Origin of the sequence: Streptomyces sp. NPDC048825, assembly GCF_043198355.1 — a bacterium.
GTDB lineage: Bacteria > Actinomycetota > Actinomycetes > Streptomycetales > Streptomycetaceae > Streptomyces > Streptomyces xiangluensis.
Genome location: NZ_JBICUR010000016.1, coordinates 65,325 through 84,909, shown reverse-complemented (window position 1 = coordinate 84,909; position 19,585 = coordinate 65,325). Strand labels below are relative to the sequence as shown.

16 protein-coding genes are annotated in these 19,585 nt (G+C 69.2%); 7 read left to right on the top strand and 9 right to left on the bottom strand.

Going from position 1 to position 19,585, the window contains the following annotated elements:
* Positions 1-31: 31 nt before the first annotated feature.
* From ACGFNK_RS32870 to ACGFNK_RS32860, 3 genes are all read left to right on the top strand, one after another.
* The gene (locus tag ACGFNK_RS32870) at positions 32-526 is read left to right on the top strand and encodes an N-acetyltransferase (protein WP_386356735.1); all 495 of its coding nucleotides are present in this window, start codon (positions 32-34) and stop codon (positions 524-526) included.
* A 364-nt stretch (positions 527-890) separates the two neighbouring features.
* Positions 891-1,760, top strand: coding sequence for an alpha/beta hydrolase (locus ACGFNK_RS32865; protein ID WP_393421737.1), 870 nt, complete (start codon positions 891-893; stop codon positions 1,758-1,760).
* Between the two features lie 235 nt (positions 1,761-1,995).
* The gene (locus ACGFNK_RS32860) at positions 1,996-2,778 is read left to right on the top strand and encodes a S1 family peptidase (protein ID WP_393421735.1); all 783 of its coding nucleotides are present in this window, start codon (positions 1,996-1,998) and stop codon (positions 2,776-2,778) included.
* A gap of 104 nt (positions 2,779-2,882) precedes the next feature.
* Here ACGFNK_RS32860 and ACGFNK_RS32855 read toward each other — a convergent pair whose 3' ends face one another.
* The 5 genes from ACGFNK_RS32855 to ACGFNK_RS32835 form a co-directional block, all read right to left on the bottom strand.
* Positions 2,883-4,214 carry a hypothetical protein gene (locus tag ACGFNK_RS32855; protein ID WP_393421733.1) on the bottom strand — a complete coding sequence of 444 codons (1,332 nt, stop codon included), beginning with the start codon at positions 4,212-4,214 and terminating at the stop codon, positions 2,883-2,885.
* A gap of 80 nt (positions 4,215-4,294) precedes the next feature.
* Positions 4,295-5,920 carry a citramalate synthase gene (gene cimA / locus ACGFNK_RS32850; protein ID WP_393421731.1) on the bottom strand — a complete coding sequence of 542 codons (1,626 nt, stop codon included), beginning with the start codon at positions 5,918-5,920 and terminating at the stop codon, positions 4,295-4,297.
* 331 nt (positions 5,921-6,251) lie between these two features.
* Positions 6,252-7,511: a TolB family protein gene (locus ACGFNK_RS32845; protein ID WP_393421729.1), complete on the bottom strand. Its 1,260-nt coding sequence runs from the start codon at positions 7,509-7,511 to the stop codon at positions 6,252-6,254.
* Between the two features lie 230 nt (positions 7,512-7,741).
* Positions 7,742-8,830 carry a branched-chain amino acid aminotransferase gene (locus ACGFNK_RS32840; protein ID WP_393421727.1) on the bottom strand — a complete coding sequence of 363 codons (1,089 nt, stop codon included), beginning with the start codon at positions 8,828-8,830 and terminating at the stop codon, positions 7,742-7,744.
* 242 nt (positions 8,831-9,072) lie between these two features.
* Positions 9,073-10,113 (bottom strand): 3-isopropylmalate dehydrogenase, encoded by a 1,041-nt coding sequence (locus tag ACGFNK_RS32835; RefSeq protein WP_386356715.1) that lies wholly within the window; start codon positions 10,111-10,113, stop codon positions 9,073-9,075.
* Positions 10,114-10,291: 178 nt separating this feature from the next.
* Between ACGFNK_RS32835 and ACGFNK_RS32830 the strand changes: the two genes are divergently transcribed.
* Positions 10,292-11,893 carry a fibronectin type III domain-containing protein gene (locus ACGFNK_RS32830; RefSeq protein ID WP_393421725.1) on the top strand — a complete coding sequence of 534 codons (1,602 nt, stop codon included), beginning with the start codon at positions 10,292-10,294 and terminating at the stop codon, positions 11,891-11,893.
* A 72-nt stretch (positions 11,894-11,965) separates the two neighbouring features.
* Here ACGFNK_RS32830 and ACGFNK_RS32825 read toward each other — a convergent pair whose 3' ends face one another.
* Both ACGFNK_RS32825 and ACGFNK_RS32820 read right to left on the bottom strand, forming a co-directional pair.
* On the bottom strand, positions 11,966-12,094 hold the full coding sequence (locus ACGFNK_RS32825; RefSeq protein WP_121406138.1) for a hypothetical protein: 129 nt from the start codon (positions 12,092-12,094) through the stop codon (positions 11,966-11,968).
* Positions 12,095-12,351: 257 nt separating this feature from the next.
* Positions 12,352-12,900 (bottom strand): GNAT family N-acetyltransferase, encoded by a 549-nt coding sequence (locus ACGFNK_RS32820; protein WP_393421723.1) that lies wholly within the window; start codon positions 12,898-12,900, stop codon positions 12,352-12,354.
* A 131-nt stretch (positions 12,901-13,031) separates the two neighbouring features.
* Between ACGFNK_RS32820 and ACGFNK_RS32815 the strand changes: the two genes are divergently transcribed.
* Positions 13,032-13,979, top strand: a complete 948-nt coding sequence (locus ACGFNK_RS32815) for an NADP-dependent oxidoreductase (RefSeq protein WP_393421721.1) — start codon at positions 13,032-13,034, stop codon at positions 13,977-13,979.
* A gap of 156 nt (positions 13,980-14,135) precedes the next feature.
* Entirely contained in the window at positions 14,136-16,043 is a 1,908-nt protein-coding gene (locus ACGFNK_RS32810) for a glycoside hydrolase family 97 catalytic domain-containing protein (protein WP_393421719.1), read from the top strand.
* A 120-nt stretch (positions 16,044-16,163) separates the two neighbouring features.
* Here ACGFNK_RS32810 and ACGFNK_RS32805 read toward each other — a convergent pair whose 3' ends face one another.
* Complete coding sequence (locus tag ACGFNK_RS32805) at positions 16,164-17,342, bottom strand: serine hydrolase domain-containing protein (RefSeq protein WP_393421717.1); 1,179 nt, start codon at positions 17,340-17,342, stop codon at positions 16,164-16,166.
* Positions 17,343-17,685: 343 nt separating this feature from the next.
* On the opposite strand from ACGFNK_RS32805, the gene ACGFNK_RS32800 reads away from it, so the two are divergent.
* Positions 17,686-18,474, top strand: a complete 789-nt coding sequence (locus ACGFNK_RS32800; RefSeq protein ID WP_393421716.1) for an SDR family oxidoreductase — start codon at positions 17,686-17,688, stop codon at positions 18,472-18,474.
* A gap of 69 nt (positions 18,475-18,543) precedes the next feature.
* Here the strand turns inward: ACGFNK_RS32800 and ACGFNK_RS32795 are convergent, their stop codons facing one another.
* Positions 18,544-19,440 carry a LysR family transcriptional regulator gene (locus tag ACGFNK_RS32795; protein ID WP_393421714.1) on the bottom strand — a complete coding sequence of 299 codons (897 nt, stop codon included), beginning with the start codon at positions 19,438-19,440 and terminating at the stop codon, positions 18,544-18,546.
* Between the last annotated feature and the right edge of the window lie 145 nt (positions 19,441-19,585).

Below are 19,585 nucleotides of genomic sequence, written 5' to 3'. Positions count from 1 at the left end.
GGGACCAGTCCTTCGCCCGTACCCTTCCGCCATGACCTGGCTGCCCCCGGACTTCGTCCATCCCGTACGTGTCGAGTTGCCCGGTGGGCAGTTCATCCGGCCGATCAGCGGAGCCGACGCTCCGATCGACTACCCCACCGTGATGGGGTCGCGGGAGCGGTTGTGGGAGATCTTCGGGGAGGCCTGGGGGTGGCCCGCGGCCACCATCACGTATGAGGCCAACAAGGCGGATCTTGAGCGGCATGCGGCTGAGATCGCCGCGCATGAGTCGTTCAATTACGTGTTGTTCGACGCGGCGGGCACCACCGAGTACGGGTGTGTCTACATCGATCCGCCGGAGAAGGCGGGCGCCGATGCCGAGGTCTCGTGGTGGGTGGTGGACGACGTCGTCGGGACTGAACTGGAGCGGGAGCTCGACGCGTTCGTGCCTCGGTGGGTCGGCGAGGCGTGGCCCTTCGAGCGGCCGCGGTTCATCGGGCGGGATCTGACGTGGAAGGAGTGGCTGGCTCTGCCGGATGCCGGCTGACGCGGGTCGCTTGTGCGGGCGTTTTCTTCCCCGGGCCCGCCCCTTCCCGAAACCGGGGGATCCGCCCCCGGACCTCCGGAACGTCGCGGACGGGGCGAAGTACGCAAGCGGAAGGGCTCATACACGTAGTGCGGATGATCTTCCGCTGGGTAGTGTGATCCGTCGGTCCAAACAACTGTCCGCACGGCGCCCTGAAGGCTCCGCGCTTGGCCGCCTGGCGCTTACCACACACCAAGACGTCGCTGCGGCGGGGACGGTGCGCCGCAGGACGAAGGCCCGTCCCTCGGCCGTGAGGTAACTCGTGGCGATGAGGCTTGCGACGCGCGTGCCGCCGGCACCGCAGAGGCCAGAAAGTGAGCAGAAGATGCAACCCACGTTCGTACTGGTTCACGGAGCCTTCGCGAACTCCTTCTCCTTGGCACCGCTCCAGGCCGAACTCGGCCTCCTGGGACACCGTTCGGTCGCCGTCGACCTGCCCGGCCACGGCTTCGGGGCGACCTTCACCCGCGCGTATCAGGCGCCGCAGGATCTGGACGGGCTCGCCACCGCGCCCGGTTCGATCAGAGGTGTCACGCTCGCCGACAACGCTGCCCACCTGATCGGGATCCTGGAACGGGCCAGGCGGAACGGCCCCGTGATCCTTGGCGCCCACAGCCGAGGCGGCGCCACGGCCACAGCCGCGGCCAACGCGCGGCCGGACCTGATCGACCGCATCGTCTATGTCGCGGCCTGGTGCCCGGTCGCTCTCGACGTCGGCGACTACTACGCCGAGCCGGAGATGGCCACGGTCGACGCCGCTTCCCTGGTTTCGGCGATGGCGGGGAATCCCGCCGAACTCGGCCTGCTCCGCGTCAACTTCCGCACCGCGGATCCGGACGCCCTCGCGGCGCTCAAGGCGGCCTTCCTCGCCGACGGCACCGACGAAGAGTTCCTGACCTTCCTGAACACCTTCCAGCCCGATGAGAACCTGGACGTCGGCACCTCCACCGACCGGGCGCAGGCCGCGACCTGGGGGCGCGTCCCGAAGACCTTCGTCCGCCTGGCCAACGACGCGAGCATGCCGCTCGCCATGCAGGACCGGCTGATCCGCGAGGGCAACGAGCTGACGCCGGACAACCCGTACGACGTCCGCACTCTCGAGGGCAGCCACCTGAAGTGGCTGGTCGACCCGGCGCCGGCGGCCCGGGTCCTGGGTGAACTTGCCACGCTCTCGGCCCCGTCCGTCCGATCATGATCGGAGCCTGCGGGGCCGGCGCCCCGCGCGCCTGACGCGGCGCCCCCAACCGGGAACCGGACACGCGTGGCCGGAATTCGTGCCTTGTGGCGGCGCGTGCCGCGTTCTCATAATCCTCCAACAGAAAACACCAGCTCATGCCGCTGAAGGTGCGATCTTCTGTTACTTCTTTGGCATGTTCCTGACATAAACCGGACCCCAACATCATGCCCAACCCCCCACGGAAGGCATCACGTTGAAGAAGCTCCTCAAGGCGTTCAAGAGATGCGCCGTCCTCGGCGCCGCCGCCCTCGCGATCGTCAGCCTTCAGCCCGTCAGCGCTACGGCCGCCACCCCGCCCGTCGTGGGCGGAACACGCGCCGCGCAGGGTGAGTTCCCGTTCATGGTGCGGCTCTCCATGGGCTGTGGAGGTGCGCTCTACACCCAGCAGATCGTGCTCACCGCCGCGCACTGCGTGAGCGGCTCGGGCAACAACACCAGCATCACGGCCACCGCCGGTGTCGTGGACCTGCAGAGCTCGAGCGGCCGTGTCCAGGTGCGCTCCACCAAGGTCCTCCAGGCCCCGGGCTACAACGGCACCGGCAAGGACTGGGCGCTCATCAAGCTCGCCCAGCCCATCAACCTGCCGACGCTGAAGATCGCCACCAGCAGCCAGTACAACACCGGTGACTTCACCGTCGCCGGCTGGGGTGCGGCCACCGAGGGCGGGGCCCAGCAGCGCTACATGCTCAAGGCGACCGTGCCGTTCATCGACGACGCCACGTGTGAGGGCTACGGCGGTTTCTACAGTGACCTCGTGGCGGGCGAGGAGATCTGCGCCGGCTTCGAGCAGGGCGGCGTCGACACCTGCCAGGGTGACTCCGGCGGGCCGATGTTCCGCAAGGACAACGCCGGTGAATGGATCCAGGTCGGCATAGTCAGCTGGGGCGACGGCTGCGCTCGGCCGGACGCTCCGGGCGTCTACACGGAGGTCTCCACGTTCGCCTCGGCGATCGCTTCGGCAGCGGCTTCTCTCTGACGCAAGCCTCGTACGACGACGTAAGCCTCGTACGAACGTACGCGGGTCCGGCGCCCTCTGCGCCGGACCCGTTCCCCTTGCCCTTTACGGGATTACGGGATGCCTCAGAAGCCGCCCCCGAAGTCACCCCCGCCGAAGCCGCCGTCGCCGAAACCGCCTCCGAAGTCACCGGAGGAGAAGTCCGCGCCGGAGACGTCGCCGCCCTCGTAGCCGCCGCCTCCGAAGTCGCCGTAGCCGGAGCCGTAGGTGGCCGCGTACGAGGGGCTGGCCATCATCGAGCCGAGCAACGTGCCGATGAGGAGACCGGGAAGGATGCCGCCGCCGAAGTAGCCGCCGGCCCAGGGGCCGTAGGCCGGGCCCGCCTCCCAGTAGGGGCGGCGGCCGGTGTCGGTGTCGACCTCGCGGACGGCGGGGTCCAGGCCGTCGGTCAGGCGGGTGCGGTCGGCGGCGCAGACCGGGACCTCACGGGGTGTGCCGCCGTCGGGTGTCCAGGTCGCGTCGGCGACCGACGGACCGTGGCTCGGGTCGAAGAAGCAGGGGGCGCGACGCGCGGGCGGCGGACGGCCCTCGCGACGCGAGGCGAGCACGGCGAGCGAGAAGCGGCCGTCCTCCAGGGCCTGGGTGACCGCGCGCACCTCCTCGGGGCGCTGCGCCGCGGCCATGAACGACTTCGCCTGTTCGTACGCGTCGAGGGCGCGCTCGTAGTCGGCGCGCATCGCGTCGTCCGCGCCCTTCTCGGCGGGGTGGAAGTCGAGCCGGTCGAGCTCCTCACCGAAGGCGGTGATGTCCTCGTCGACGACCACGCGGAGCTTCTCGAGCGCGGCCTGCCGCTCCTCTTCCTTCATGCGGCGGTTGCGGCGTACGAGCGTGTAGGCGCCCGCGCCACCGGCCGCGAGCACCGCACCGGCACCGATCAGCGCGCCGGTCGGGACGTCGCCGCCACCGTCGGTCCAGCTGTTGGGGGCGGAGCCGCCGACGTTCATGAGGGCGCGGTCGGTGAAGTCGTCGAGCTGGTTCTTGGTGCCGTTCTCGTCCTCGACGCTGGTGACGAGGTTCTCCACGCCGTTCGGCGGCAGGACGGCCGCGTCGGCCTTCGCGTCGAAATCGTCACCGAGCCGGATCGCGTACAGGCCCGTGACACCGGTCGCCGTGCGCAGGTTCTGGAAGAGGTCCTGCTTCGGGAAGTCGGCGGGGAGCACCGCGACGAAGACCGGCTTGTCGGCGTCCTCGATCTTGTCGGCCAGGGCCTCGGCGTCGGCCTTCGGCAGTTGCCCGGACATGGAGGGGTCGACGTACACGGGGCTCTCCTGCAGGGCCTCCGCAACCGTCGAGACATCTGTCGCGGCATGGGCGCGCGTGGCCCCGACGGAGAGCACCGCCAAGGCCGCGAACGCGATCACCAATAGGGTCAGTCCACGGTTCAGTGCGGCCTTCATACCTTCGAATTTACTCCTGCACGGCACAAAGTGGGGTGGACGGTGCACACCGGGCGCAGCACCGTCCACCCTGGCTCCCTTTACTCCGCCGGCTCGACCCCGGCCCGCAGCAAGCCGTACGTGTACGCGTCCTCCAGGGCCTGCCACGACGCGGCGATCACGTTGTCCGCCACGCCCACCGTCGACCACTCCCCCGCACCGTCCGACGTGGAGATGAGGACCCGCGTCGTGGAGGAGGTGCCGTGCTTGCCCTCCAGGATGCGGACCTTGTAGTCGACCAGGTCGAGGTTGGCCAGCTGCGGGTAGATCTTCTCCAGGGCCACGCGCAGGGTCTTGTCCAGCGCGTTCACCGGACCGTTCCCCTCCGCCGTCGCGACGATGCGCTCGCCCTTGGCGAAGAGCTTGACCGTGGCCTCGTTGGCGTGGGACCCGTCGGGGCGGTCCTCGACGATCGCCCGCCAGGACTCCACCTCGAAGTACTTACGGACCTTGCCCTCCACCTCCGCCCGGAGCAGAAGCTCGAAGGAGGCGTCGGCCGCCTCGTACGTGTACCCCTTGAGCTCGCGCTCCTTGACCCGCTCCACGACCCGGCCCACCAGCTCACGGTCGTCGCCCAGGTCGATGCCCAGTTCCTTGCCCTTGAGCTCGATCGACGCCCGGCCCGCCATGTCGGAGACCAGCATCCGCATGGTGTTGCCGACCTGCTCGGGGTCGATGTGCTGGTACAGATCAGGGTCGACCTTGATCGCCGACGCGTGCAGTCCCGCCTTGTGCGCGAAGGCCGAGACCCCTACGTACGGCTCATGCGTGGACGGCGTGAGGTTCACGACCTCGGCGATCGCGTGCGAGATGCGCGTCATCTCGGACAGCGCGCCTTCGGGGAGGACCTTCTTGCCGTACTTCAGCTCCAGTGCCGCCACCACCGGGAACAGGTTCGAGTTGCCGACCCGCTCCCCGTATCCGTTCGCCGTGCACTGGACGTGCGTCGCGCCCGCGTCCACCGCGGCCAGGGTGTTCGCGACCGCGCAACCCGTGTCGTCCTGGGCGTGGATGCCGAGCCGGGCGCCCGTGTCGGCCAGGACCGTGGCGACCACGGCCTGGACCTGGGCCGGCAGCATGCCGCCGTTGGTGTCGCAGAGCACGACCACGTCGGCGCCCGCTTCCGAGGCCGCCCGTACGACCGCCTTCGCGTACTCGGGGTTCGCCCGGTAGCCGTCGAAGAAGTGCTCGCAGTCGACGAACACCCGGCGGCCCTGGGAGCGGAGGTACGACACCGTGTCGCGGACCATCTCCAGGTTCTCGTCGAGTGTCGTACGCAGGGCCAGCTCGACATGCCGGTCATGGGACTTGGCGACGAGGCAGATGACGGGAGCGCCGGACTCGAGGAGCGCGTTGACCTGGGCGTCCTCGGCGGCCTTGCCGCCCGGGCGGCGTGTGGCGCCGAAGGCGACGAGCTGGGCGTGCTTGAAGTGGATCTCCTGCCGGGCGCGGGCGAAGAACTCGGTGTCGCGCGGGTTGGCGCCGGGCCAGCCGCCCTCGATGAAGCCCACGCCGAAGTCGTCCAGGTGCCGTGCGATGGCCAGCTTGTCCGCGACGGTGAGGTTGATGCCCTCGCGCTGCGCACCGTCGCGCAGCGTCGTGTCGAAGACGTGGAAGTCGTCGTCGACGTTGGAGGGACCCTGATTCTCGTCGGTTGCGTCTGTCATCTCTACTGGCTCCTGTGTGGGATGCGGTCTACCGGAATGACCGGCTCCACCGCCCTCATAATCCCTCGCGCTCCGCCCCGGCTGCGGTTGGGCCGGGAAACAGAAAAACCCCTCGCGGGTGCGAGAGGTCTGCGCGCGGGTCGAGGACGACGGTGTCCGCCCGTACGTGGTCGTACGGGGCGGTCACTGCGGACCGGCGCGCCTGCTGCCAATAATCGTGGCGAACGAGAGCACGGGGGCAGTGTGGCACAGACTGCCCCCATGCTCATGTTTGTCTCAGAATGCGAGCGGGACGTCACCCAGCGCATGGTTGCGCCGGGTCGGGAGCACCTCAGCGCAGTTGGCGGACGTACGCGTGCTGATGGTCGTAGGTGTCGCCCGGCACCAGGTCGGCCGAGTACGAGCTGAAGGCCACCCGGCGACCGTGCGCGTCGATCACCGGCGAGATCGCCGAGTCGTCGTTCAAGCCGCCCTCACTGTCGGCGCTGACCAGCTCGGTGCGCCCGGTGCGCAGATCGCGTACGTACACACGGCTCGTGTGGTCGCCGGTGTTCGGGCTGGACGAGACGAACGCGAGACGGCGGTTGTCGGCACTGAGCACGGCGGACCCGGTGGACTCCGACGGGTCCGTTGCGTCGATCCGGCGCAGCTCACCGGTCTCGAGGTCGCGGATGAACGCGTTGTGTCCTTTGTTGGTGTCGCCCGGCGTCAGCTTCGAGTCGAGCGAGCGGAACAGCGCATAACGGCCGTCCGCGCTGAGGGACGAGTACTCGGACTGAGCGTCGGAGACCGCACCGTCCGGCGCCTTGTCGGCCTGCCACAGCTTCCCGCTCGGTACGTCGCGGACGTAGATGTCGCTCCAGTCGCCGCTGGAGGGGAACGGGACGAAGAACTGGTAGCCGACCCGTTCGCCGTCGGCACTGATCGAGATGTTGGTGACCGACCTGGGCCGGTTGGGTTCGGGCACCTGGCTGACCCTGACCGCCGTGCCCGTCTTGCGGTCGACCCGGTGGACACTGCCCCATGCGTCGCCCTGGACGGGTTCCGAACGTCTGGCGACGAGGGCGACATAGCGTCCGTTCGCGCTGATCACCGGCGAGTTCTCGGTGTCGTATCCGGGCGCGACGTCCTCGATCCGGTCGACCGCACCCGTTTTGAGGTCCTTCACGTAGACGTGTGTGCGGCCGTCCGTGTCACCGGGCACCAGGTTGCTCGCGTTGGAACTGAACGCCGCGTAGCGGCCGTTGGCGCTCAGCGAGATGTCGTGGACTCCGGTGTCGGCCTGCGTGCCGTCCGCTGCGGTGCTCACCCGGCGGGTCTCACCGGTTCTCAGATCCCGTACGAAGGCGTCCCGCGCGTCGTTCGTGTCACCCGGGACGAGATTGGTGGCCTGCGAGGTGAAGGCGAGGTACCGTCCGTCGGCGCTCAGCCCTTCGGCCGTCGACCAGGCGTCCCCATCGGTGCCGTCCGGTGCCACGCTGGCCTTCTCGGTGCGCGGCACGGGCTGTGGCGCGGCCGACGCGGGCAGTGCGACGCCGGTGAGCGCGGTGATCAGGGCAGCGCCGAGCGCAACCCTCCGTGCAGTGGTCATGATTCCCCCACGTTCCCCGTTGGTCGCTTGCTCCCCCGGCCCAGCGCCGGGGCCCACAGGGATACAAACGCACCAGCGGTACGGGGTCAATCAGACGGAATGCGTACAACCTGGACGGCGCGTCAGGCGTCCGTGCGTGTCAGGCGGTTGGCGTTCCGGCACCGTGAACCACCGGTCCCCGCCCTCCAGTTGGGGAGTGCGGGGACCAACACGGCTTCAGACAAAGGCCGTCAGCCGAGGTTGTGCATCCAGCCGTGCTTGTCCTCGCTCACCCCGCGCTGGATGTCGAGCAGCGCCTCGCGCAGCTTCAGTGTGACCGCGCCGGGCTGTCCGCCGCTCTGCTGCCACTCGCCGGCGTGGCACTTGACCGTGCCGACGGGGGTGATGACGGCGGCGGTGCCGCAGGCGAAGACCTCGGTGAGGCTGCCGTTCGCGGTGTCGGCGCGCCACTGGTCGATGGAGATGCGCGCCTCCTCGGACTCGTAACCGAGGTCGGCGGCGACCGAGAGCAGCGAGTCGCGGGTGACGCCCTCCAGGATGGAGCCCGTCAGCGTCGGGGTGACGATCTTGTCTCCGTACACGAAGTACAGGTTCATGCCGCCCAGTTCCTCGACCCACTTGTGCTCGACGGCGTCGAGGTAGCAGACCTGGTCGCAGCCCTTCGCGGCGGCCTCGGCCTGGGCGAGCAGGGACGCGGCGTAGTTGCCGCCGGTCTTGGCGTCGCCCATGCCGCCGGGGACGGCGCGCACGCGGTCGTCGGAGGCCCAGATCGAGACGGGCTTCACGCCGCCCGGGAAGTAGGCGCCGGCCGGGGAGGCGATGACCATGAACAGGTACTCGTTCGCGGGCTTCACGCCCAGACCGACCTCGGTCGCGATCATGAATGGGCGCAGGTAGAGCGACTCCTCGCCGCCGTGCGCCGGCACCCATGCCTTGTCCTGCTGGACGAGCAGGTCGCAGGCCTCGATGAACGTCTCGACGGGCAGCTCGGGCATGGCGAGACGGCGGGCGGACCGCTGGAAGCGCTGGGCGTTCATCTCGGGACGGAAGGTGGCGACCGAGCCGTCCGGCTGCCGGTAGGCCTTGAGGCCCTCGAAGATCTCCTGCGCATAGTGCAGGACGTTGGTCGCGGGGTCGAGAGAGAGCGGCCCGTACGGCACCAGCTGCCCGTCGTGCCAGCCGCGGCCCTCGGTCCACTTGACCGTCACCATGTGGTCGGTGAAGTGGCGGCCGAACCCGGGGCTGGCCAGGATCGCCTCCCGCTCCGCGTCGGAGAGCGGATGCGCGGAGGGCTTGAGCTCGATCGTGGGCGTCGTCATGAGTGGTTGTCCTTCACCGGTTGTCTGTAGGGGCCGCGCTCACGCCCATACTGGCCGATGGCCAGTGTTAGGGCGTCCGAGCATTCCCTCAATCCGCGGCTCCACGTTCGATTATCGCGTGAACGGAGCCGTGGAGGATATGGGTGTGAATGCGGCCCAGGGGATGATGGTGGCACCCGGCGGGACATAGGAAAAGCCGCCGGGTGCGAAAGCGACCCGGCGGCTCGAGGAGTTCCGGCGGGTCAGCCGGATACTCGGGCGGCGAGCGCGTCGCCGATTTCGTCGGTCGTGCGGGTCGTGGTGCCGCGCTCCGCGAGGTCGGCGGAGACGGCGTCCTCGATGCGGGCAGCCTCGGCCTCGAAGCCGAGGTGACGCAGCAGGAGGGCGACGGACAGGACGGTGGCGGAGGGGTCGGCCTTGCCCTGGCCTGCGATGTCCGGGGCCGAGCCGTGCACCGGCTCGAACATCGAGGGGAACTCGCCGGAAGGGTTGATGTTCCCGCTCGCGGCGACGCCGATGCCGCCGGAGACGGCCGCGGCGAGGTCGGTGATGATGTCGCCGAAGAGGTTGTCGGTGACGATCACGTCGAAGCGCTCGGGCTGCGTGACGAGGTAGATCGTCGCCGCGTCCACGTGCATGTACTCGGTGGTGACGTCGGGGAACTCCTCGGCCACCTTGTTGAAGATGTTGGTCCACAGGTGACCCGCGAAGGCCAGCACGTTGTTCTTGTGGATCAGCGCCAGCTTCTTGCGCGGGCGGGCCTGAGCACGGGCGAAGGCGTCGCGGACGACGCGCTCGACACCGAAGGCCGTGTTGACGGAGACCTCGGTGGCGACCTCGTGGGGGGTGCCCTTGCGGATGGTGCCGCCGTTGCCGGTGTACGGGCCCTCGGTGCCCTCGCGGACCACGATGAAGTCGATCTCGGGCTGGCCCGCGAGCGGGGTGGCGACGCCCGGCAGGAGCTTCGACGGACGCAGGTTGACGTGGTGGTCGAAGAGGAAGCGGAGCTTCAGCAGGAAGCCGCGCTCCAGGACGCCGGACGGCACGCTCGGGTCGCCGATCGCGCCGAGCAGGATCGCGTCGTGCTTCTTGAGCGCGTCGACGTCCGCGTCGGTGAGGGTCTCTCCGGTGGCGTGGTAACGCTTGGCGCCGAAGTCGTACTCCTTGGTCTCCAGCTTCACATCCTGCGGAAGGACGGCGGAGAGCACCTTCAGGCCCTGGGCAACGACCTCTTGGCCGATGCCGTCACCGGGGATCACTGCGAGATTGAGGCTGCGAGACATGTCGGCACCCTACTCCTCCGTCCCACGGGATGACACGGCACGTCCGCGATACGGACACACATGTACAGCCCATCCATAGCCCGTCCACGGCCCGCCGAGTGACGCAGCATCGGCCCGTCAGCCTCCGTTCACCCAGAAGTCAGGCCTGTGTTGGGGCTCGCTGGGAAGTTTTCCCACCATGACTGTTCCACCCGGCGGGTCACCGCCCGAGCACCCCGTCCCGAACGTCGGCATCCCCGAGCAGCTGGCCCGCCGTATGAGCATGGCGGAGCAGCACGAGTACCTGCGGGCGAGACTGTCGCGGCGGGCGCTGGTGACCGCGGGCGCCTTCGCGGGCGCGGGGCTGCTGGCCGGCTGTACGGGCGAGGACTCGGCGAGCCCCGCGCGGACGACGTCCTCACCGGTGACGGATCCCGTCACGGGTCGCGTCCCCGGCTCCGTGGTCGCGCCCTTCGGCCGTCATCTCGCCTTCGGTGCCGACCCGAAGACGCAGATGAGGATCTCCTGGCAGGTGCCGTTCGCCGTCAAGAAGCCCTACGTGCGGGTGGGTTCGAAGCCCTGGGACCTGAGCCGCAGGATCGACGCCGAGGTCCGGGACCTGCGCACGCCGTCCCTGTCGAAGAAGCTGCCCGCAGTCGAGCAGTACTACCTGCACGCCGCCCTCGACGGCCTCAAGCCCGGCACAACGTACTACTACGGCGTCGGCCATGAGGGCTTCGACCCGACGTCGGCAGAACGCCTGTCGACGGTCGGCTCGTTCCGTACGGCGCCCGCACGCCCCGAGCAGTTCGTGTTCACGGCCTTCGGCGACCAGGGCGTGAGCTATGACGCGCTCGCCAACGACCAGGTGATCCTCGGCCAGAACCCGTCCTTCCACCTCCACGCGGGCGACATCTGTTACGCCGACACGACCGGCCACGGCAAGGACTCGGACACATACGACGCCCGGGTCTGGGACCAGTTCCTCGCGCAGACCGAGTCGGTCGCGAAGTCCGTGCCCTGGATGGTGACGACCGGCAACCACGACATGGAGGCCTGGTACTCCCCGGACGGCTACGGCGGCCAGGCGGCCCGCTGGTCACTCCCGGACAACGGCTTCGATCCGAAGAGGTCGCCGGGCGTCTACTCGTTCACGTACGGCAATGTCGGCATCGTGGCGCTCGACGCGAACGACGTCTCGTACGAGATACCCGCCAACCTCGGCTACTCGGACGGGAAGCAGAGCGAGTGGCTGGACAAGCGGCTCGGGGAGCTGCGCAAGTCCGTTGATTTCATTGTGGTGTTCTTCCACCACTGCATGTACTCGACGTCGACGCACGCCTCGGACGGCGGCCTGCGCGACGCCTGGCTGCCGCTGTTCACCAAGCACCAGGTGGACCTGGTCATCAACGGGCACAACCACGTCTACGAACGGACCGATGCGATCAAGGGCGGCGAGGTCGGCAAGCGTGTGCCCGTGGGCGCCTCGACGGATCCGACGCGCGACGGGACCGTGTACGTCACCGCGGGCGGCGCCGGCAAGGAGCTGTACGGCTTTCCGGACGGGGTGAAGGACAGTTACGAGGGCAAGGTGAACGACCGGGAGTCGGTCGACAGCTTCCGCTGGACCAAGGGGAAATCGGAGAACCCGGAGACCGTGGAGTGGTCCCGGGTTCGCTACACCGGCTTTTCGTTCCTCGCGATCGAGGCGGAGACCGGCTCGTCCGCGAAGCTCAAGGTGTCGGCGCTCGCGCAGAACGGTGGGCGCATCGACTACTTCGAGGTGCGGCGCGGCAGTTGAGGCCGCGCCGCACCACTTACGGGTTGCGGCTCCCGGAAGCTGAGGGCTCAGCGGCCCATCGAAGGCGGGGGCTCAGTGGCCCGTCGCGCCGCCGTTGTCCCTGCGGTCGAGGGCGCGCTGAAGTGCGGCGGCGGCGTTCTTACGGTCGGACTCGCTCGTACGGGAGACGTGACGGACTCGGCGGACGGTCGTCTCGGCCATGGGAAATCGACTCCTTAGGACAGCACGGAGTGCGGAGGGGGTTACGAGACGCCGGGTGGGGCGGGGAGCGGTGCCGCAGGGGTTGCCTGCCTAGGGCTCCGGCTCACGACCGCCATTCGCTTGGTCGAGCGAGACGTTCGGCTTCTACAAAGCTAAGCGAGGACCGGGCGTCTGTCTCCACAATTACTTGGGCTTCCTACTATCTGAGACGGTGGAATGGGTCACACCCCTCTGACCTGCAATGAGGGTCGATCCGGTCAGAGCACGTCGCCGTCGCGCCAGTCGAAGACAAGTTCGTACGCGGGGTCGAGCGCACCGGTGGAGGCAGGGCGGAGGAAGAGCCAGACCTCCTCGTCCGGGAGGTGCACGACGCCGTCCGGGCTGTCCGGGCTGAAGGCGTGGATCCGGCCCGGCCACGGCTGCCAGCCACGAGAGGCGTACAGGCCCTCGCCCTCGTGCGTGGCGGAGAGCGCGCCGAGTGCGTACGCGCGGTCGATGACCCCTTCCAGGGCGGCCATGACCCGGCCGCCGAGCCCCTGGCGCCGGATGTCCGCGCGGACCGCGACGCCCTCGACGTAACCCGTGCGCAGCGAGCGGCCGTGGTGCAGCACCCGGCGCTGGACCACCGCGCCGTGTGCGGCGAGACCGGTGTCGTCGTGCACGAGGGCGTGGACGCCACCGAGCGTGTGGTCCCAGTCCTCGTCGCTGAAGTCACCCTCGAAGGCGTCGTCCAGGAGGGTGCGGACGGCGCGGAGCTCTGCGGGGGCGAGATCGGCCGTGTGAGCGGTACGCAGTCGGAGGGTCATCGCGTCAGTATCGCGGGGGCGGCGGATGCGGAAGGCGGGGTGCGGACGGCTCGCTTCGGGAGCACGATGGGGAGTGGAGCGGTTCGCGACTCCGGCTTCGGCTTCGGCTTCGGCTTCGGGAGGGAGACCCGATGACCACCGCACTGCCGCGTACGCGTGTGATGACCCAGCACCGGTTCGGCGGACCCGAGGTTCTGGTGATCGAGGAGCGGGAGCGGCCCGTTCCAGGTCCGGGTGAGGTGTTGCTGAGGGTGCGTGCGGTGGGGGTCAACGCCCTTGACCGGCTGGTGCGTTCAGGGGCGGCTCCGGTCCTCGGGGAGCCGCCGTTCACATTGGGTGGCGATGTCTCGGGCGTGGTCGAGGCGACCGGTGAGGGCGTCACACTCTTCCGCCCCGGTGACGAGGTCTTCGGCAAGATCCCGGCCGGCGGCTACGCGGAGCACGTCACCGCGCCGGCCGAGCACTTCGCGGCCAAGCCCACGACACTGGACCACGTCCACGCGGCAGCCGCGCCCACGGCGACGCTCACCGCCTGGCAGGCCCTCGTCGACCTCGCCCAAGTCGCCCCGGGCACACGTGTGCTGGTGCACGCGGCGGCGGGCGGTGTCGGCCACGCGGCAGTACAGCTCGCCAAGGCAGAGGGCGCGTACGTCATCGGCACGGCGCGCGCCGGCAAACACGGCTTCCTGTACGACCTCGGCATCGACGAGGCGGTCGACTACACGGCCACGGACTTCGCCACCGCCGTACACGACATGGACGTGGCCCTCGACCTGATCGGCGGCGACTACGGCCCGCGCACGCTCAACACCCTGCGTCCCGGCGGCCTGTTGATCTCGGCGATCCCCGGCGACCTCGGCCTCTCCCCCGAGGACGTGGACGCCCGGGGCATGCGCTTCGCGGTCGTCCTGACGGAGCCGTCGGGCGTCCGCCTGGGGAAGATCGCCTCGCTCCTGGCGAGCAATCGCCTGCGTATCCACGTGGAGGCGGTCCTGCCTTTCACGGAGGCAGCCAAGGCCCATGAGCTGAGCGAGTCCGGACACGTCCAGGGCAAGCTCGTCCTCACGCTCCCGGACTGACACCTTCCTCCGGCCACCTCCCACGCCGAAGGTCCGGTCTCTGTACTGAACCAGTCATCAGCAATCCGATGTCTGATGCTGTCAGACTCCTTGACACTCCTCAAGAGCCCCTTCACGCTCACAGTCATCCGATGTCTGTGACAGGAGGGGTTCTACATGGCGGTCCAACCCCGGGCCCGCACCATCGTGTTGACGCTCTGCTCCGCACTGCTCGCCACGGCCACCGCGGCGCTTCCCGCTCGCGCCGAGGCGCCCGCGGCCCCGGCATCCTGGGAGGTGCGCGGCCCGCAGGGCTCCCCCACGGCCGTGGTGGCTCTCGACGACGGCCGGCCGACGCTCACCGTGAGACGCGCCGGCCGCACCGTCCTCGAACCGTCTCCGCTCGGCATCGTCACCGAGCAGGCCGACTTCTCCAAGGACTTGACCTTCGCCGGCCGTACCGACCGTACGGTCAACGAGCGCTACACCATCCCAACCGGCAAGTCCCACACGCGCGTTGCCCGGATGACCGAGTCCCGCTTCCGCTTCCGTACAGCCGACGGCGCCCGGCTCGACCTGCTCACGCGTGTCGCACCGGACGGCGTCGCCTACCGCTACGTCCTGCCGGGCGACCACGGCGACGTCGTACGCGAGGCCTCCGCCTTCACTTTCCCCGCCACGGCCGAGGCCGTCATCAACCGCTATCGCGCGGACAACGAACTCCCCTTCATCCGCTACGAGTCGGCAGCCGCCGCGCCTGAGGGCACGTACTCGATGCAGGCCCTCTTCAAGACGGACGGCGGCTACGCCCTGATAGCCGAGTCGGACCTGACCGGCAGCTACGCGGGCGCCCACCTCACCCACGCGGCCAACTCGCCGACGTACGGCGTGAGTCTGTGGAACGACGAGCCGGTCCAGGCGTCCGGCCCGCTCACCACCCCCTGGCGCGCGATGATCACAGGTGATCTGGCGACCGTCACCGAGTCAACCTTCACCGACGACCTCGCCCCCAAGTCCCGGGTCCGCGACACCTCCTGGATCAAGCCGGGCGCGGCGCTGTGGACCTGGCTGGCCGGCGGCAAGGAGGCCGGGCAGAGCCTGGAGGCGCAGAAGAAGTACGTGGACTACGCGGCCGAGCGCAACTGGCCGTACGAAGTCGTGGACGCGGGCTGGTACTTCAAGCCCGGCGAGTGGGAGGTCATCGACCCGGACTGGCAGACGAACAGCTGGATGCCGGAGCTGGTGCGCTACGGCAAGGAACGCGGCGTCGGCATCCACGTCTGGCTGCACTACACCCTCCTCACCGACCCCGTCGAACGCGAGAAGTGGCTCTCCACGCTGGAGAAGTGGGGCGTCAAGGGCGTGAAGATCGATTTCATGGACTCTGAGTCGCAGGAGCGGATGAGCTGGTACGACGACGTGCTGAAGGACACCGCGAAGCATCACCTCATGGTCAACTTCCATGGCTCCACGATCCCCAAGGGCATGCAGCGCACCTGGCCGCACGTCATGACGCTGGAGGGGGTCGGCGGCGAGGAGAAGCGCAACAACACGGCGGCACAGCTGGCCGCACTGCCCTTCACCCGCAACGTCATCGGCTCCATGGACTTCACCCCGGGCGCCTTCCACCGCCCGTACCGCCCCAACGTCCAGTCGGACGCGGGTGAGTTGGGCCTGAGCGTGCTCTACGAGTCCGGCATCCAGAACCTCGCCGGCACTCCGGAGTCGTACGACGCCCGCCCCGAGGCCCGCCGTTACCTGGAGCAGCTTCCCACCGGCTGGGACGAGACCCGCCTGCTCACCGGCGACCCGGGCCGCTCCGCGGTGCTGGCGCGGAAAGCGCCGGACGGCCGCTGGTTCATCGGCGGTACGTTCGCGGGCGCGGCCCAGAGTGTGGACGTACCCATGCGTCTCGGCGCGGGCAAATGGCTCGTGGAGACCGTGACCGACGGCCCGTCGGGTCTGGTCCGGGAGCCGCGCGTCGTCCACGGCGGCGACACCCTCACCGTCCCGGTCGTGACGGACGGCGGCTTCGCGGCCCTCGCCTGCCGCTGGTACCCGGGCCGCACGACCTGCGACCGCTGACCATCGCACGACGTTCAGCACCGCGAGACGGGCGACCGCCCGTCTCGCGGTCCGTAGGTGGTAGCCGGAGGGCGGCCATATTGGCAACTGGGACGGCCTTGGCTCGCCCTCAGGTGAAGGTCACTTGCCGCAGAACTCGGCGTCGACGACCGCGTCGATGTCGCCCGCCCAGTCGCCGTTGAAGTTGAACGCCAGCGCGTGGCTGCCGTCGCGGGTCGTCACCGCGACCGCGACCGTGCCGTGAAAGTCACCGCCGTGCGCCCAGACTTCCTTGCCGCAGCTCGCCTTGGACTGCCGGAGGCCGAGACCGTAGCGGACGTCAGGGTGTTCTTCGTCCATCGGGACGGTCGTCATCATCTCGTCCAGCTGCTGCTCCGGCAGCAGCCGGCCGCGCAACAGCGCCGTGAAGAAGCGGTTCAGATCGGCCGAGTTGGAGATCATCCCGCCCGCCGCGCCCGCGACGGACGGGTTGTACTCAGTGACGTCGTACGTCTTCTTCTCTTCCGGGTCCCCCAGCTTCGAGTAGGCCCGGCTGCTCGGCTGCGGCAGGTGCGGGTCGGTACCGGGCACGCTCGTGGCCTGCAGGCCGAGTGGCTCGATGATGCGCTGCTGGATCTCGGCCCCGTACGTATGGCCGGTGACCTTCTCGATGATCATTCCGGCCACGATGTAGTTGGTGTCGGAGTAGTTCCAGCCCTTGCCCGGCGCGAAGTCCGGCTTATGGCGCATGGCGATCTGCACCTGCTGCTCGGGGGTCCAGGTGTCATAGCGGTGTCTGAGGAACTCCTTGCTGAACACCATCCGTCGGATCTCCGGGTCCAGAGTCCAGTTGCGGATACCGCTGGTGTGGTTGAGGAGCTGTCGTACGGTGATCTTGCTGCCGTCATGGCCATGGCCGTGGACGACGCCGGGCAGCCACTGCTCGACGGTGTCGTCGAGCCCGATCTCCCCCTCCGCCTCCAGCTGGAGCAGCACGGTCGACACGAAGGTCTTGGTGATGCTGGCGACGCGGTAGCGGTCCTGGGCGCCGCGCGGCTGCTGGGTCTTCAGGTTTCCGACACCCGAAGTGCCGTTCCAGATCCCGTACTTGCCCCTCGCCTGGCCGGTCACTCCGGGCACACCGTCCTTGACGGCGGCGTCCATGGCCTGCTGGGTCGACCGGTGGTGGTCCCTCTCGGGGACGAGGGCGGAGGCAGGGGCAGCGGGGTCCGCCACGGCGGGCGATGTGAACGACGACGCCGTCATGGCTGCTGCCGCCACCGTGCCCGCCAACCCGAACCTCATCGTGCGGATTGTCATGTGCCGTCCCTTTCGTTGATGGCGATCAACGGGAGGGACCCGGACAGCGCGCGCGGAGGTTACCCGCCCACAGGCCGGTTGAGTGGCTTTCAGCCCTTCTTCAGGACCAGGACGGGGTCGCCTCGATCCGCTTCCTGCGCCGGTCACGGGCGGAGGGGCCGGGATGCCATAGGAATTCCCTATAGCACGTACTGACATTTCGTCTTTGCCTCTCGTTCTTTCCCGTACGTACCGTGAAACAGCTCGACGAGGTGCTCACCGCGATTTCTCCGAAGATTCGCGCTCTGCGCACGTCGATCCTTTTCGTCGAGCGGGCAATTACGCGATCGAGAGGACCGGTGGCATGACCACGATCGAGAACGGATCGGGAACGCGAGAACTCGCGGGAAAGCGGGCCCTGGTCACGGGTGGTTCGCGCGGAATCGGAGCGGCCGTCGTGCGCCAACTCCTGGACGCGGGCGCCCAGGTGCTCACGACGGCCAGGTCGAAGACGAGCACGGTGCCGGAGGGGGCCACCTTCGTGGAGGCCGACGTGCGGACACGGGCTGGTGCGGAGGCGCTCGCCGCTGCCGCACAGGAGGTGCTCGGCGGGGTGGACGTCCTGGTCCACAACGCGGGTGGGGCGCGACCGCACGAGGGCAGCTCGGCCATCCCCGACGAGGAGTGGCAGGACGCCCTGGACCTGAACTTCCTGGCGTCGGTGCGGCTGGACTCGCTGCTGATACCGGGGATGCGGGAACGGCGTTCGGGGATGATCGTGCACGTCTCCTCGTCCGCGGTCCTCACCCCGATAGGGCCGTTTCTGCACTACACCACGGCGAAGGCGGCGCTGGAGAACTACAGCCGGGGACTGGCCTTGGAACTGGCCTCGCTCGGAATCCGGGTCAACGCCGTGTCTCCCGGCAGAACCGCCACCCCCGGTGGCGAACAAACGCGGGAGCAGTGGGCGGAGGTGTCCGCGCGCATGGGCGGGGCACCGGCGGAGACCAACGCCGACGACACCCCGCCGCTGGGGCGCGACGGTCAGCCCGAAGACATCGCCCACGCGGTGCTGTTCCTCGTGTCCGAGCGGGCGAGCTGGCTGACCGGGAGGAATCTCGTCGTGGACGGCGGCGAATTCCCCATGGGTTGACGCCGACGGAATTCCGGAACGTCCGTTTCGACGAAAAGAATTCAGCGGCGCCCGTCTCGTGCCCGGCCGTCAGGAAACGGGTGAAAAGAAAGCGGACTCGGACCAGGTTTCTTGACGCAGGAGTTCGAGCAGCGCCGTCTCCGCCGGGCCCGCGCCTTGCGGGACCACGGCGATGACGGGCTGGGACACGACCGGGAACACCGGGCGAACGAGTTCCTCGTGACCGTGGGGCACCGCGGAGGCCGGGACGAGCGTGACCCCCAGCCCGTGGGCGGCCCAGCGCACGGCCGTCGCCGTCTGGGACACGCGGGCGGCCGTGGTCGGGGTCAGCTCGTTGTCCCGCAGCACGCTCAGCAGCACGCCGTCGAGCGCGCTGTCGCGGTCGAACCTCACCCACGGCTCCCCCTCCAGTTCGCGCAGCTCGACCCGGTCCGCGGCGAGTTGCCGATGCCCGGCGCCCAGCACCACGACGAACTCCTCGTCGCCGAGGTGGTGGGCGTCGGCGGGACTTCGCTCGCACGACGCCATCAGGGCGAGGTCCACCACGCCCCGGCGGCACAGCCGCTCCAGCTCGGCGGAGCTCGGCTCCTCGAAGACGGTGACCTCCAGCCGCGGGAAGCGGCGACGCAGCGTGCCCAGCACACCCGGCAGCTGCCGGGTGCCAAAGCCCATCTGCACCGCGACCACCAGCTCGCCCACCAGCTCGTCGGCACCGGCCCGCGCCGTCGCTCTCGCGCGCCGCGACGCACTCACCGCGACCTCCGCCTCCCGCAGGAACGCGCGGCCGACCACGGTGGGCACCAGTCCGGTCGGCGTGCGGGCGAACAGTTTCACGCCGAGTTCCCGCTCCAGGCCGCGGATCTGCTGGGACACCGACGGTTGAGCGACGTGCAGCAGCTCCGCCGCCGCCGTCACCGAGCCCTCCTCGGCAACGGCCAGGGCGTACTCGTACTGACGAAGACTCATCGGCTCCCGTCCCCTCCCTGCGGTGGGCCTCGGTCCACCCCGTTGTCATCGTTGTGGACCGAGGCTAACCGCTGTTCCGTTGTTCCCCGGGGCCGGTTTCGAGGTCTGACCGGAGAAGCTGCCGGGCGGAGTCCGCGTAGAGGAC

What these genes read in the sequence shown, in the direction of transcription:
- ACGFNK_RS32870 (WP_386356735.1), top strand. Translation starts at nt 32, where the DNA reads ATGACCTGGCTGCCCCCGGACTTCGTCCATCCCGTACGTGTCGAGTTG.
- ACGFNK_RS32865 (WP_393421737.1), top strand. Translation starts at nt 891, where the DNA reads ATGCAACCCACGTTCGTACTGGTTCACGGAGCCTTCGCGAACTCCTTC.
- ACGFNK_RS32855 (WP_393421733.1), bottom strand. Translation starts at nt 4,214, where the DNA reads ATGAAGGCCGCACTGAACCGTGGACTGACCCTATTGGTGATCGCGTTC.
- cimA (WP_393421731.1), bottom strand. Translation starts at nt 5,920, where the DNA reads ATGACAGACGCAACCGACGAGAATCAGGGTCCCTCCAACGTCGACGAC.
- ACGFNK_RS32845 (WP_393421729.1), bottom strand. Translation starts at nt 7,511, where the DNA reads ATGACCACTGCACGGAGGGTTGCGCTCGGCGCTGCCCTGATCACCGCG.
- ACGFNK_RS32840 (WP_393421727.1), bottom strand. Translation starts at nt 8,830, where the DNA reads ATGACGACGCCCACGATCGAGCTCAAGCCCTCCGCGCATCCGCTCTCC.
- ACGFNK_RS32835 (WP_386356715.1), bottom strand. Translation starts at nt 10,113, where the DNA reads ATGTCTCGCAGCCTCAATCTCGCAGTGATCCCCGGTGACGGCATCGGC.
- ACGFNK_RS32830 (WP_393421725.1), top strand. Translation starts at nt 10,292, where the DNA reads ATGACTGTTCCACCCGGCGGGTCACCGCCCGAGCACCCCGTCCCGAAC.
- ACGFNK_RS32825 (WP_121406138.1), bottom strand. Translation starts at nt 12,094, where the DNA reads ATGGCCGAGACGACCGTCCGCCGAGTCCGTCACGTCTCCCGTACGAGC.
- ACGFNK_RS32820 (WP_393421723.1), bottom strand. Translation starts at nt 12,900, where the DNA reads ATGACCCTCCGACTGCGTACCGCTCACACGGCCGATCTCGCCCCCGCA.
- ACGFNK_RS32815 (WP_393421721.1), top strand. Translation starts at nt 13,032, where the DNA reads ATGACCACCGCACTGCCGCGTACGCGTGTGATGACCCAGCACCGGTTC.
- ACGFNK_RS32810 (WP_393421719.1), top strand. Translation starts at nt 14,136, where the DNA reads ATGGCGGTCCAACCCCGGGCCCGCACCATCGTGTTGACGCTCTGCTCC.
- ACGFNK_RS32805 (WP_393421717.1), bottom strand. Translation starts at nt 17,342, where the DNA reads ATGACAATCCGCACGATGAGGTTCGGGTTGGCGGGCACGGTGGCGGCA.
- ACGFNK_RS32800 (WP_393421716.1), top strand. Translation starts at nt 17,686, where the DNA reads ATGACCACGATCGAGAACGGATCGGGAACGCGAGAACTCGCGGGAAAG.
- ACGFNK_RS32795 (WP_393421714.1), bottom strand. Translation starts at nt 19,440, where the DNA reads ATGAGTCTTCGTCAGTACGAGTACGCCCTGGCCGTTGCCGAGGAGGGC.